The organism is Neorhizobium phenanthreniclasticum, assembly GCF_040066075.1.
GTDB lineage: Bacteria > Pseudomonadota > Alphaproteobacteria > Rhizobiales > Rhizobiaceae > Neorhizobium > Neorhizobium petrolearium.
In genome coordinates, this window is sequence record NZ_JBEAAL010000025.1 from 60,312 (window position 1) to 74,046 (window position 13,735).

10 protein-coding genes are annotated in these 13,735 nt (G+C 54.8%); 8 read left to right on the forward strand and 2 right to left on the reverse strand.

Annotated elements, in window-relative coordinates; genetic code table 11:
* Window positions 1–8 precede the first annotated feature (8 nt).
* Entirely contained in the window at window positions 9–3,512 is a 3,504-nt protein-coding gene (locus ABK249_RS25560) for a chemotaxis protein CheB (RefSeq protein WP_348864404.1), read from the reverse strand.
* A gap of 644 nt (window positions 3,513–4,156) precedes the next feature.
* Here ABK249_RS25560 and ABK249_RS25565 point away from each other — a divergent pair.
* The 4 genes from ABK249_RS25565 (at window position 4,157) to ABK249_RS25580 (ending at window position 9,273) form a co-directional block, all read left to right on the forward strand.
* Complete coding sequence (locus ABK249_RS25565; RefSeq protein WP_348864405.1) at window positions 4,157–4,960, forward strand: response regulator transcription factor; 804 nt, start codon at window positions 4,157–4,159, stop codon at window positions 4,958–4,960.
* Window positions 4,961–5,331: 371 nt separating this feature from the next.
* Window positions 5,332–6,738 (forward strand): glutamate-1-semialdehyde 2,1-aminomutase, encoded by a 1,407-nt coding sequence (locus ABK249_RS25570; RefSeq protein ID WP_348864406.1) that lies wholly within the window; start codon window positions 5,332–5,334, stop codon window positions 6,736–6,738.
* Window positions 6,739–6,848: 110 nt separating this feature from the next.
* Window positions 6,849–7,922, forward strand: coding sequence for an NAD-dependent epimerase/dehydratase family protein (locus tag ABK249_RS25575; protein WP_227705862.1), 1,074 nt, complete (start codon window positions 6,849–6,851; stop codon window positions 7,920–7,922).
* Window positions 7,923–7,929: 7 nt separating this feature from the next.
* A complete protein-coding gene (locus tag ABK249_RS25580) occupies window positions 7,930–9,273 on the forward strand; it encodes a DUF4910 domain-containing protein (RefSeq protein WP_415926484.1) in 1,344 nt (447 codons plus the stop codon).
* Here ABK249_RS25580 and rfbC read toward each other — a convergent pair.
* A complete protein-coding gene (rfbC, locus tag ABK249_RS25585) occupies window positions 9,260–9,811 on the reverse strand; it encodes a dTDP-4-dehydrorhamnose 3,5-epimerase (protein WP_348864408.1) in 552 nt (183 codons plus the stop codon). The two genes, ABK249_RS25580 and rfbC, sit on opposite strands and share 14 nt — an antisense overlap.
* Before the next feature lie 292 nt (window positions 9,812–10,103).
* On the opposite strand from rfbC, the gene ABK249_RS25590 reads away from it, so the two are divergent.
* The 4 genes from ABK249_RS25590 to ABK249_RS25605 all read left to right on the forward strand — a co-directional run bounded on the left by ABK249_RS25590 (window position 10,104) and on the right by ABK249_RS25605 (window position 13,735).
* Window positions 10,104–11,396, forward strand: coding sequence for a class I SAM-dependent methyltransferase (locus tag ABK249_RS25590; protein ID WP_348864409.1), 1,293 nt, complete (start codon window positions 10,104–10,106; stop codon window positions 11,394–11,396).
* The gene (locus tag ABK249_RS25595) at window positions 11,393–12,205 is read left to right on the forward strand and encodes a glucose-1-phosphate cytidylyltransferase (RefSeq protein ID WP_037145562.1); all 813 of its coding nucleotides are present in this window, start codon (window positions 11,393–11,395) and stop codon (window positions 12,203–12,205) included. The genes ABK249_RS25590 and ABK249_RS25595 overlap by 4 nt, the downstream gene beginning before the upstream one ends.
* Complete coding sequence (locus ABK249_RS25600; RefSeq protein WP_037145561.1) at window positions 12,202–12,855, forward strand: PIG-L deacetylase family protein; 654 nt, start codon at window positions 12,202–12,204, stop codon at window positions 12,853–12,855. The genes ABK249_RS25595 and ABK249_RS25600 overlap by 4 nt, the downstream gene beginning before the upstream one ends.
* A gap of 109 nt (window positions 12,856–12,964) precedes the next feature.
* A complete protein-coding gene (locus ABK249_RS25605) occupies window positions 12,965–13,735 on the forward strand; it encodes a helix-turn-helix transcriptional regulator (protein ID WP_227705859.1) in 771 nt (256 codons plus the stop codon).

Consider the following 13,735-nt stretch of genomic DNA (forward strand, 5'->3'; position numbering starts at 1 on the left):
GCCCGACACTATTCCTCTGCCATAACCACAAGCCGCAGCAAGGCGGGAAAAGAGGACGAGCCTGTTCTGCGCATGATGGAAGCCCGATGGTTTTCAACAGTCCGCTGACTCAATCCCAGCTCTGCAGCGATGATCTTGTTCGGCTGTCCGAGGATAATTCTGTCCAGGATCTGCCGCTGCCTCCGCGTCAAGGCAGCGAGCTTGGTACGGGCCGCGTCACGGCGGCCGGAACGGTCATTTGTATCGCGCACCTGTTCGAGCGCCGTTGTGACGCTCCGTTGAATATCCTCAAGGGAAAAAGGTTTCTCAATGAAGTCCGCCGCCCCGTGCTTCATCGCATCGACGGCCATGCGCACATCGCTGTGACCGGTGATGACAATGACGGGAAAACGATGCTGTCTTTCCTTTAATATGCGCAACAGTTCAAGCCCGCTCATGCCGAGCAGATAGGCATCCAGCACAAGGCAGCCCGGTCGGTCCGGATCGTAGCCGGCCAGGAACTCTTCTGCACTGGCGTAAGTCAGGACTGCCCAGCCCATCCCCTCGAAGAGGGTGCGTATACTCTCCCGAACGCCTAGCTCATCGTCGATCACCTCGATCAGTGGACTGAGAGCGGCGTCCGACCTCGCGGCATGACTATCGTCTGTTGCATTCCCCTTGTCGGAATGCGCAAGAAGGTCATCGACCGCCTGAATGACCTCCCTCAGCTTCACCGGTTTGTTCAGGTGCGGGATATCGTGCTGGGCATATTTTTTGAGTGCGTTGCTCGATATGTTGCCTGTCAGTATCAATCCGGGAATCCGACGCCCGAGGATATTGCGTATGTTCTCAATCGTCGCGAGGCCGTCCATTGCCGACGAGATATTGTAATCTGCCAGGACAAAGGTCGGTATGAAGCGTCCCTGCTTGACAAGGGTTACCGCCTCGAAAGCGTTAGTTGCGGTCGCGACGGTATGCCCGGCCTGCTCCAACCCCATTCTCAACAAGTCTCGCATTGCATCCTCATCCTCTATGATAAGGATTGATGCCACTGGAGAGTTTTGAGGCCTTTCCGTCCGAAGTTCCAACGAGGGCAACGCCACCAGGGGTTGGTCGATAGCAGCGCGATCGATCTCGATCGAGAAAACCGATCCCTTCTGAAGCTGTGACCGTATTGAAATCTTCGATCCGAGCAGATCGCTCAGACGCTTAACGATTGAAAGGCCTAACCCCAGACCACGGTCTCTGCCCCGAATGGGCATGTCGAGCTGATGGTATTCGTTGAAGATCTTTTCGATCTGATTTTCGGGAATCCCTATGCCGGTGTCCCAGACTTCAAGCCGAAGTTTGCTGCCATGCCGACGACATCCGAGAAGGATCTTTCCGCTCAGCGTGTATTTGAGCGCATTCGACATGAGATTGCGGAGGATTTGCTCCAACAGACGTGGATCCGTGCGTACCGCCAGCCCGCAAGGGACAACCCGCAGTTCGAGTCCTTTTGCACGCGCGGGGTAGAAGAACTCCTTCTGCATCCGAACCAGGAGATTGGTGATTGCAAAGCTCTCAAACTTCGGCTGCACCATGCCGGCTTCGATCTGATTGATGTCGAGAACCGTATTGAGAATGCCCGACATCGAGGCGAGCGTCTCTTCCATCCTCAGTACAAGTGTTCGCGGCTGCTCGTCTTTGACCATTTTCTCCAACAGCCCCTGGAGGAGTTTCAGCGTCTGCAGAGGCTGACGAAGATCATGACTGGCGGCAGCCAGAAAGTGAGATTTTGCTTGAGTGGCGAGCTCCGCGGATCTCTTCGCCGCCTCTCTATCCTGCAGGATCTGCTTCTGAATGCTCACATCGATGAAGATAACCACACCCCCCTCGATCCGGCCTTCCTGGGTTCGGTAGGGCCTTATCCGGCGGATGTACCAGCGGTCGTCGCGCGCACTGATCTCTCTTTCGACTGCCCCCTCACTTTTCAGGACGTCGAGCGCATCAGCCTGCAACGTCCCATCATCCGTCAATGTCGTGAAGTCGGAAAGCGGCCGCCCAACATCGGAAGATATTATGTTGAACAGAGACCGGGTTGCAGGCGTAAAAAAGCGGATATTCAATTCGGTATCGAGATACAGCGTAGCAATGTCTGTACTGTTGAGAATATTCTCGAGATCCTTCGAGATTGCCCGCTGGCTCTCCAAAGCCTCCCGGAGCTGATTGTTGACAGACGCCAGCCCCTGGTTCGAAGACTGCAATTCCTTTTGGGAGGTTACGAGCTCTTCGTTTGCCGCCTGGTATTCCTCATTGAGAGAGAGAGCTTCTGCATTGATGATCTGCTGCTCCTCGCCTGCGGTCTGCAGGTTCCGGATGGCGGCCTGCAATTCGGCCCGCGTCTCCTCCAGCTCGGCCACAAGCTCCGCAACGCGAGCATCATCTGCACGTGCGCCCTGCGGCCGCTCCATCCCATGGTCCGGAGAAATATCCTCGACGAAGCAAACCAGAAAATAGTGTTCCCCGTGGTCGATCAGTGGCTCGATGTGAATGCTGAAATGAATCTTGTCGCCGTTGTTTTCGATCATTGCTCCTGTTGCGACGAAAGGCTTTCGGTCTTCCGTCGCGTGTTGGATCGCAGATCTGAGTTTTCTATGAAGTCTCTTGGGGGTTATGGCGAAAAGATTGTGAGATGCGGACCCCGGCGCGACATTGAGGAATTTAGCCAGTAAGCCGGTCGAATAGAGGCATTCATGTCGCCGATCGATAAGAAGCGCCGCCGGAGCATAACGATCAAGCAAGACCCGAGAGACGGATTCAGCCAGGGAACCTTTTCCGGAGGGTGGGAATGTGCGCTCGGGACGGGTCGCCAATCGAGCGCGGAGGTTTGCTGGAGCCACAGGTGTCCGGTTGAGGATTGCTTCCGGCATCCTTGCAACAGGCAGGATGACCGGATCTGTAGCCGACCTGATCGCATTGCGCGGCATACCGTCGAACTCGGCCTCTTGCGGATCCTGTACGACGACGAGGCCGCCGGCATCCGTTATTGAGGCGACCGCAGCAGAGCCATCAGCCCCGGTACCGGACAAGATGACTGCAACCGCGCGGGCACCATATTCGCGCGCCAGGGAATATAACAGGAAATCAAATGATAACCGCGCATCGCCCTGGGTAGGAGGCGGGGCGAGATGAAGCCTGCCCGCTTCCGCCTCCATGTAGAGTTCCGGCGAAATGATATAGAGATGCTCGGGTTTGATGACGATGCCATCCGTTGCTTGGAGCACCTTCAATGAAGTCTCAGCCGACAGCAATTCGGCCAACATGCCTCGGTGAGCCGCATCGAGATGCTGCACAAGCATGAATGCGCATTCGGTCCGGTAGGGCAAGGCTTTCAAAAGCGAGCTGACCGCATTCAGCCCTCCCGAGGATGCGCCTATGCCAACCACCTTGAAGCCGGTTATCGGGTTCGACGCGAGGCCATGTAACGGTTCGTCCGAATCTCTGCCGGATCGCCGCGCCTTTCTTCTTCGACTGAAGCGGCGTTTCACCATACTTACTTCCCGCCTGCTGTTTTGATGAAGGACCGCCGGTGCCAGTTGCTTGTCCCTCGACGAAGTGAGAGGACTTCATCGGCTCGGCGAGCATTCCTTAGGTTTCGAGATCATGTTGTCACTAGCGGGTTCGGTGATGACCAACTCCGATGGTAAAAGACGCCATCCTGGATTGTTTCAGGCTCTTCCGTTCAGCCGCGGTTTCCGATGAAATCGAGCGGCTCGGCCAGGTTTCTATATAGTTTCGGTTTCGATATATTACCTAGATACGCCCCCGAAAGGGATATACCCTTAAGTTGTAGGGCATTGCCCAAATAATTAAGCAGGGGATCAAGCCAGTAATTTTTCACGTTTTCTTACCTATTTTGATGCAATTCCGCGCCCCCGATTTTTGTCGTATTAATGAAGGTATACGAAGAATTAGGTATTTTCCGATGCTTTTCCACTTGCGTCGCTCCATTGTAGCTTACTGCCATGAGAGAGTGCCTGGGCACGTTGTGCACCAAGTCGGAAGCATCGCGTAGCGCCTCAGCTCTAAGCAAACATCGGAAAAATCACCTCAACGAAAGTATTGTGTTTACATTTGCAAGTTTTTATTTAATAGAGTTAAAATATAATAAAAAATTCAACGGGATCACAATTATGTGAAGCCGAAGATTTACTTGAATCCAGCACTTTCGCTGGAAATAAGGGTTGGAAGGGGGAAAAAAGTGGCAACAGCAATCCCTACTTATGGCTATATGCCGAACGCGGCGCGATTTAGGGTGGTCGCCAATTCGATGCGCGGCTCCGAAATGCCCGACACAGAGACACCTAAACTGGCGATTATCGATGATCGAGCGCTAGACCGTGAATGCCTGGCTCAAAGTCTGATTGCTCATGGGCTCGGGATGGATGTGGAACTGTTCTCGTCGCTCGATATGTGGAGGAACACCGCAGAATCCCGGCACGCCGGCATTTTGATCAATATCGGCCGGAACGACGTCTGCGACGATCTCTTTATAAATGATCTCAAACGCCTTATTTCGGAATTTCCGGAACTACCTATTGTCATTCTGGCGGAAAATCGTGACCTCCGGCAAATTCTCCGGGCTTTTGAAGCCGGTGTCCGAGGATACATCTCCTCGGCGATCGGGTTGAATGTTTGCGTCGGCGCCATTTCACTGGCTCTGGCGGGAGGTAAGTTTATCTCGGTGGAAAACCCGGATGACCTTCGTCAGTTGCTCGTTGTAGCCGAGGACAAGGAGCGGCGCCGGACAGCCATGTTCACACAACGTGAAGCCGATGTGATCGACGCACTGACACGCGGAAAGCCCAATAAGATCATTGCCTATGAGCTCAATCTCCGCGAAAGCACGGTCAAGGTCCACATCCGGAATATCATGAAAAAGCTGCATGCCAGAAACAGGACGGAGATCATTTTCAAGATATCCGATTTGTTTAAGTAGAAATCCCTATTCTGGCTTCTCTATCAAGGAGGCGCGGTCGATCCTCGTCTGAGGCGTGCTCGCCTCGATAGATCTTGGTGGTTCACCCCCGCATAATTGACGGGTATGCGCCGGTCGCACGCCATCTGCCCCTCGGAAGAGAACAATCTCCTGTGACCGGCTCGTTGTCGCAACGGGCTCAAAAACAGAGGCGTTGTCAGCTCATTTGCTCTTCGTAGCCAATGAAATCCGCTCAATCGTTTTCGATCCGGTTCATGAATGCATAACCTAAACCTTTCGATCGAGCCGGCCCGTCAAATGGTGGAATGAAAACGTGCAGCCCGGATACGGTATTAATCGTCATTCGAAGATCGCAACCGGGGGCCGCTTAAATGGAAAACCTGATCCAAAATTTTGAAAACTCTGATCGCCTTCGCAAGCGGGCACGCCAGCTCACACCTGGCGGTGCCCACACTTATGCGAAGGGAGATGATCAATATCCCGTCCTTTCCCCCGGCTTCATCGAAAAAGGGTATGGCTGCCACGTCTGGGATGTCGATGGCAACGAATATATCGAGTACGGAATGGGCAACAGGGCTGTCGGCCTCGGCCACGCCTATTTCCACGTTGTCGATGCGGCCAGAGCGGAACTGGAACGAGGCTGCAATTTCACGCGTCCGTCCCGGATCGAGATCGATTGCGCCTCCGCATTTCTGGAAACGATTACAACCGCCGAGATGGTCAAGTTCTGCAAGAATGGTTCGGATGCGACGTCAGCGGCCATGCGCCTTGCAAGGGCGGTCACGGGACGGGATCTCATCGCCCGTTGCAGCGATCACCCATTCTTTTCGGTCGATGACTGGTTCATCGGGACAACCGAGATGAATGCGGGAATTCCAAAAGCGATTCAGTCTCTTACAGTCGGCTTCAAGTACAACGATCTGGAAAGCGCGCGCAGTCTCTTCAGCCGATATCCGGGCCAGATCGCGGCATTCATCCTGGAAGCGTCGCGCGGAGAAGATCCGAAGGACCATTACCTTCACGAGCTGAAAAGACTATGTCACGAAAACGGTACCTTGTTCATTCTTGATGAGATGATCACCGGTTTTCGGTGGCACACCGGCGGCGCACAGAAAGCCTATGGTATCGTTCCGGATTTGTCGTGTTTCGGCAAAGCGCTGGGCAACGGTTTTTCCATTTCCGCGCTTGCCGGAAAGCGGGAATTCATGGAACGCGGCGGTATCGAGCAGACTTCCAAGCCGCGCGTATTTCTGCTTTCGACGACCCATGGTGCGGAAACCCACACAATGGCGGCGGCTATCGCCACCATGCATGTCTATCGGCACGAACCCGTCGTTGAGCATCTCGTCCGCCAGGGAAATCTGTTACGGGCAGCGGTCAACCAGGTTGCTGCAGGCCATGGGCTTGCAAACCACTTTGGCGTCCACGGTCATCCGGCCTGCCTCACCTATTCGACCCTTGATGAAGAAGGAAAAGCCTCCCAGGCCTTTCGCTCCCTCTTCCTGCAGGAAACCATACGCCGCGGTCTTCTCGCCCCGTCGCTGGTCGTCAGCTATACACACATGGACGACGACATAGAAAGAACGGTTGGCGCTATCGATGGGGCGCTCGGCATCTACAAGAAAGCACTGGAACATGGCGTCGAGAAATATCTCATCGGGAGACCCTCCGATGTTGTCTTCCGGCGCTTCAACCAACAATCGCCGGTCGCAGACCACCCGGAGCCAACGCCAGCTGCGCCAACCGCTCTGAGATCGTCAGAAAGACGTAGTGGCTAGGATTGCATCATCAAATCGCATGCCTGCAGCGACCGGTTTCCTCAGTCCAACACTGCCTGTCGAGGCGATACGCTTCTCCGCGTCAAGAGCTGCTGAGAAGGAAAACGGCAATGAGAGTTCTGGTTACCGGCCACAGAGGATATATCGGCTCGGTCATGGTGCCCATGCTGCTGAAGGCGGGCCATGAGGTTCACGGGTATGACAGCGAATTCTACCATCGCTGCACCTACTTTCCCGGAGGGCAGTTGCCCAGGGTCCCGGGCGTGTGCAAGGACGTTCGCGACATAACACAAGCCGACCTCGAAGGGTTTGAGGCGGTCATCCATCTGGCCGCACTTTCCAATGACCCGCTGAGTAATCTCAATCCGGAGATAACCTACGAAATCAACTACCGCGGCAGCGTCCGCACGGCGGTCGCCGCCAAGAAAGCCGGTGTGAAGCGCTTTCTGTTTGCTTCGTCCTGCAGCAACTATGGCGCAGCCGGCGAAGGCTTCGTCAATGAGACCGCGGAACTGAAACCCGTCTCGGCCTATGGCATCTCCAAGGTTCTCGCCGAACAGGAAATCGCAGGCCTTGCCGACGCCAACTTCTGCCCCGTGTACATGCGGCCGGCGACCGCCTACGGGCTTTCTCCCATGCTCCGTTTCGATATCGTGCTCAACAATCTGACGGCTTGGGCCGTGACCGAAAAGCTTATCCTGCTGAAGTCCGATGGCACGCCATGGCGTCCGATCGTTCATATCGAGGATATATCGCGCGCATTTCTGGCGGCGCTGGAGGCACCGGCTGACGACGTCCGCAATCAGGCGTTCAATGTGGGCCAGGACGCACACAATTATCAGATCAAGGAGATCGCCGAGATCGTCGCCATGACGGTTCCCGGATGCCGCCTGCAATATGCAAGTGACGCAAGTCCGGATACCCGCTCCTATCGCGTGGATTTCGGTAAGATTAAGAGAACGCTCCCGGCTTTCAAACCGACCTGGACTGCGGCCGCCGGCGCCGCGCAGCTTTACAAGGCCTATACGAGCGCCGGCCTCACGCTCGCCGAGTTTGAAGGCCCGCATTATCAGCGCATCGGCCAGATTCAAAAGCTTATCCGTGATCACGAGATCGATGAAAATCTGCGACGCCCGCGGCGGATGCCGGAACCCGCCACCCATATTGCGGCAGCCGGAATCTGAGGCCGACATGGATAGCGTTGGGAAAACGCTCGGCTCATCCGCGGCTTCCCGGAATGACAGAGAAATGGGACAGGCGATCTACATGCTCGCCTGTCGGCTCTTTCCGATATGCCGCAGCATCACGGGCAAGGGCGTCAGGGATACGATCCGCATCATGCGAGATTATATCGATGTCGAGTGCCGGGAGGTTCCGAGCGGCACACGCGTTTTCGATTGGACGATTCCCGACGAATGGACTGTCAGAGACGCGTATGTGAAGGATTCCAGCGGACGGAAAGTCATCGATTTCTCGGCGTCCAACCTCCATCTCATGAGCTACAGCATTCCGGTACGGCGCGTTATGCCGTTGGCGGAGCTAAAAACTCATATCTATACCTTACCGGCACAGCCGGACCTCATTCCCTATAAAACCGCCTATTACACCGATGCCTGGGGCTTCTGCATGGCGCACCGGGAGTTCCTGAAACTCCGGGATGACGTCTACGACGTCGTCATCGATACCAAAAAGCGGCCGGGCCATCTCGTCTATGGCGAATATCTTCACGCGGGGGCGAGTAAAAAGGAAGTCCTCCTTTATGCACACATCTGCCATCCGTCGCTCGCAAACGACAATTGCTCCGGGCTGGCATTGCTTACATGCCTCGCCGCGTACATGAAGGCGACCAGCACGTATTATAGCTATCGTTTCATATTCGCGCCGGGAACCATCGGTTCGCTTGCCTGGCTGGCCAATAACGAACATCGTCTTTCGGATATAGCTCACGGCCTCGTTCTGTCCTGCATTGGAGACGGCGCGGTTCCGAACTACAAGCGAAGCCGGCGAGGCAATACGATGATCGATCGCATTGCCGCCTGCACGCGTTGCGGAGATGAGGGTATCCCTCTCACCATCAAGGACTTCAGTCCCTACGGCTATGACGAGCGACAGTTCTGCTCGCCAGGTTTCGATCTTCCGGTGGGCCTTCTGCAGAGAAGTGCATTCGGCACCTTTCCCGAATATCATACATCAGCTGACAATCTTGATTTCATTCGTCCGGAACATCTCGGAACCTCCTTCCGAATGGTAAAGGACATGATCGATGCATTGGAAGGGAACTGGACACCTCTGAACCTCTCTCCCAAGGGAGAGCCGCAATTGAGCAAGTACGGGCTTTTCTCCGTCATCGGAGGACACAAGATCAACAGCGACCGAACTCTGGCATATCTATGGGTGCTCAATCTCTCCGATGGACACAACTCGTTGCTGGACATTTCGGAAAGATCGAAGATGCCGTTTTCGGAAATCGCCGCTGCAGCCGCCGCGCTTCAGGAAGTCGGACTGATTGCGAACCTGGGCTTCACAGAACAGTAGAAATGTCGGACATGGCCCATCTGGGCCAGCTCAGATCCCGCTCCGAAATCACCGATGGCTTCGCCGGCCAGCTGATACCGATCGCAGGCTCATCATAGCGTATGCCACAGGCACTATCTGCGACGTATGGTGCTGAGATCATGTAAGAAACGGCGACGTCATCGCTAAGCGACTGGAAACCGTGCGCAAATCCCTCGGGAATATAGAACTGCAATCCGTTCTCGGCCGAGAGTACCGCGGCAACCCAATGCAGGTAGGTTGAAGAGCTGCGGCGCAAATCCACCGCCACATCCCAGATCGTTCCCCTTACACAGGAGACCAGTTTGGTCTCCTGATGCGGTGTTTTCTGGAAATGAAGTCCACGCAGCGTGTGTTTGAGTGTCGATATGGAAATGCTGTGCTGAACGAAGTCGGTCGCCAGGTTGTGGTCAGAGAATTCTTGCTTGCAGAACGTCCTTGCGAAAGAGCCGCGCTGGTCAACGAACCGCTCGGGCTCAATGAGCCAAAGACCTTCAATTTTCGTTCTGACAAACCGCATTGCTACCTCCGCAGCGGACGTGATCCCCATCCCTCAGACCAATGACTTTCCTTCACCCCGCTCATCCCGCAAAGTGATCTATAAGTTGTATTAGCCACCGCCCCCCAAATGTGATCACAAAACTGAAAAACTACAACCATTTGATAAGATCGCTAAAAGACAGATGTCTAATACATCTTTTGGATGATACCCTACATCGGAATACAATATCGCTTCTTCCGTCCTTCCGTAATAAAGTCTTTCCAATAATAAAAACGGCATTCAATTAATATACGTAAACGGGGGTGACGATATGAATGGCGGGACTGAAGTTTCCTTCAGCATGGATACTGCGCAAAATGTGGGGCTGTGCCGGCTATGCGGCTCACCACTCCAACATACATTCGCCGATCTCGGCATGTCGCCGCCCTGCGAAAGTTTTGTGCCTGCAGGTGCTATCAATAACATGGAACCATATTATCCGCTGCACGCTTTCGTTTGCAGTGAATGTTTCCTCGTCCAGCTCCAGGAATATGTCGAACCGCGGGATATATTTGAAGAATACGCTTATTTTTCTTCGTACTCGGATAGCTGGGTTGCGCACGCGAAGCAGTATTGCGAAGAGTCGATCGAGCGGTTTGCATTGGATCACAATAGCTTTGTTGTTGAGATTGCCAGTAACGACGGCTACCTGCTGCAGCACTTCCTGAAGAAAGATATTCCCATCCTCGGCATCGAACCAGCGATCAACGTTGCGAAGGTCGCGGTACAAAAGGGTGTTCCGACCATCACCGATTTCTTCTGCAAGACATTGGCAAAGCAGATGGTAGCGGAAGGGCGACAAGCCGATCTCATCATCGGCAACAATGTCCTTGCCCAGGTGCCCAACCTCAACGATTTCGTTGCCGGCATGAAGGTCCTGCTCAAGCCATCGGGCGTGATCACGCTCGAATTCCCGCATATCGCGAGGCTGATCGAGGAAAACCAGTTCGACACGATCTATCACGAGCACTTCTCCTACTTCTCGCTTCTGACCATCGAAAAAATGGCTGAGCGGCATGATTTGAAGGTGTTTGACGTGGAGGAACTGCCCACCCATGGGGGGTCCCTGCGAGTCTATCTCACCCATGCCTCCAGCCTAAGGCAGCGTGAGCCCCGGGTGGACGCATTGCGACACCGTGAGAGCGAAGCCAGGCTCAACCAGATTGAAACTTACACCGCATTCGACGACGCGATACAGCAGACAAAGCGAAACCTCCTGTCGTTCCTCATACGTCTCAAGGAGATGCGCAAATCCATCTGCGCCTATGGCGCGCCCGGAAAAGGCAACACCCTGCTCAACTACTGCGGCATCGGCACGGATTTCATCGATTTCGCGGTGGATCGGAACCCCTACAAGCACGGCCGTTTCACCCCCGGCATGCATATCCCGATCAAGCCCGTCAGCGAGATCGAGCGTGCCAAACCGGATTACATTCTCATCCTGCCTTGGAATCTCAAGAGTGAAATCGTCAGTCAGATGAAGGACATCGGCAATTGGGGCGGCAAGTTCGTGATCCCGATACCGGACGTCTCCGTCATCGATCCGAAGGAGCTCGGACAATGAAGGTCGTCTTGTTCTGCGGCGGCAGAGGCACACGCATCCGCGAATATTCGGAAAGCGTCCCGAAGCCCCTCATCCCGCTCGGCTCCCAACCCATCATGCGCCATGTCATGGAATATTACTCCAGCTTTGGGCATGACGACTTCATCCTCTGCCTTGGCTACAAGGCGAGCACCATCAAGGACTTCTTTCTCAACAGCAGGCCGGAAAGCTATAGTGATTGCATCATATCGAGCTCCGGACGGGTCGAGATGCTCGAGGGTCCGCCCAGAGATTGGCGTGTGTCGCTGATCGACACGGGCATCTGGCGCAATATTGGCGAGCGTCTGTGGGCGGTGCGCCATCACCTCGACAACGAAAAGATATTCCTGGCGAACTATAGCGATGGCCTGACGGATGTCGATCTCGATGACATGATCGAGCGGTTTGAAAAAAGCGACAAGATTGCGTGTTTCCTCGCGGTGCGTCCTCCTCTCACCTACCACCTTGCCGATATCGAGGAGAACGGACGGGTCAAGGAGTTCAGATCGTCCGAGACGTCCGACATGTGGATCAACGGCGGCTATTTTCTGATGCGGAGAGAGATCTTCGACTACATGCGTGACGGTGAGGAACTCGTCCTGGAACCGTTCGCCCGTCTCATCGCCGAAGACAAACTGATGGCCTACAAGCATGAGGGCTTCTGGCGATCCATGGATACGCTTCGCGACTGGCAAACTTTGGAAGCCATGGTGGAGCGTGGTGATATGCCTTGGATAAGGCGCAATGCCACGACAAGAATGGCTCCCCAGGCGGCGGTACAGATCCCATGAAAAGGATATGTCTGGCCGCACCCGGCGATCGGTTGTCCGTGCTTTGTGTCGGAGCACACTCCGACGATATTGAGATCGGCGCCGGCGGCACGATCCTAAGTCTGCTTTCGGAGGGCGTGCAACTCGACGTGCACTGGTGCGTGTTGAGCGGTGGGAAGGAACGCGCGGCCGAAGCGCGGAACTCTGCTGAAGCGTTTCTGAGAAAAGCGGCGTCCTATTCCATCGAACTCGGATCGTTTCGGGACAGCTTCTTCCCGAGCCAAAGCAACGAGATCAAGTCCTGGCTCCTGGCTCTGCGTGAGAAGATCGATCCGGATGTGATCTTCACGCACAGCCGTGAGGATGCCCATCAGGATCATCGGGAGATCAACGAGTTAACGACCAACGTGTTTCGAGATCATCTCGTAATGGAATACGAGATTCCGAAGTGGGATGGGGATTTCTGCAGTCGCAACACCTACGTGCCGCTGACTGAGGATGCCTTGAACATGAAGGTTGCGCTTCTCCTGGAGCATTTCGGCACACAAAGGTCCAAAGACTGGTTCGATGCGGATACGTTCAAAGGCCTGGCCCGCCTGAGAGGCATGGAATGTCGTGCGCCGGCCCGTTTTGCAGAGGCATTTACCGTCAGGAAGTTTGTCCTGGTCTGAGTTCAATGAAAAGGCTGATCGGAGGGGGGGTCCTTCGATCGGTCAAGAAAGAAGAGAGCACATGTTCGTCTGAAATATCTGATGTCACAACAAGGGGGAGTACGTAGCGATGGTAGAGAACGATGGGATTTATAATTCTGCTCGGCTCGACAAATACGATGAGCTGCGAGGAAAACTACGACAAGACGACATCGAGAGCCCGCAGCTCGACCTTCGGTGCCGGACGGAAAGCGGATACATAACACTCATAGACCGGCGAACGCTGGAGCGCGAATGCCTGGCCCATGGCCTCAACTGCCATCATATCAATCGACGGGTCTTCACATTTTCCGATCTTCAGGAATGGCAGGAAGCGAGAGCGGATCTCGGCATACCCTCGGCGGTACTTTTCAACGCCGGCAATTGCGCGGCCAGCAACCAGCAGCTGGTCGCAGAGATCGCCGAACTCGTGGAGGCGGTGGCCCCGGCCGCGGTCGTGGTCCTGTCGGACAACCAGGATATCAACACGGTTCTGGACATAATCGGGCTCGGTGTTCGCGGCTATATACCGACCTCCGTCAGCATAGATGTGTGCATTCAGGCGATAAGCCTCGCGATCGCCGGCGGCAAGTTCATCCCGGCAAGCAGTATCGTCAATATAAGGGATCTTCTCGGCGTTTCGTCGCCCAGAACTATGCCGGCCATGAAATTCACAAATCGGCAATCCGCCATTGCACAGGCGCTGCGCTGCGGCAAGGCGAACAAGGATATCGCCTCGGAGCTCAACCTTTGTGAAAGCACGATCAAAGTGCATATCCGCAATATCATGAAGAAGCTTGGCGCAACCAATCGAACTGAGGTGGCCTGCAAGATCGGCGATATGGTGGTGTGTGAACACTAG

Bases quoted from the DNA above. Each gene is read 5' to 3' on its own strand.
- ABK249_RS25560 (WP_348864404.1), bottom strand. From the start codon at position 3,512: ATGGTGAAACGCCGCTTCAGTCGAAGAAGAAAGGCGCGGCGATCCGGC.
- ABK249_RS25570 (WP_348864406.1), top strand. From the start codon at position 5,332: ATGGAAAACCTGATCCAAAATTTTGAAAACTCTGATCGCCTTCGCAAG.
- ABK249_RS25575 (WP_227705862.1), top strand. From the start codon at position 6,849: ATGAGAGTTCTGGTTACCGGCCACAGAGGATATATCGGCTCGGTCATG.
- ABK249_RS25580 (WP_415926484.1), top strand. From the start codon at position 7,930: ATGGATAGCGTTGGGAAAACGCTCGGCTCATCCGCGGCTTCCCGGAAT.
- rfbC (WP_348864408.1), bottom strand. From the start codon at position 9,811: ATGCGGTTTGTCAGAACGAAAATTGAAGGTCTTTGGCTCATTGAGCCC.
- ABK249_RS25590 (WP_348864409.1), top strand. From the start codon at position 10,104: ATGAATGGCGGGACTGAAGTTTCCTTCAGCATGGATACTGCGCAAAAT.
- ABK249_RS25595 (WP_037145562.1), top strand. From the start codon at position 11,393: ATGAAGGTCGTCTTGTTCTGCGGCGGCAGAGGCACACGCATCCGCGAA.
- ABK249_RS25600 (WP_037145561.1), top strand. From the start codon at position 12,202: ATGAAAAGGATATGTCTGGCCGCACCCGGCGATCGGTTGTCCGTGCTT.
- ABK249_RS25605 (WP_227705859.1), top strand. From the start codon at position 12,965: ATGGTAGAGAACGATGGGATTTATAATTCTGCTCGGCTCGACAAATAC.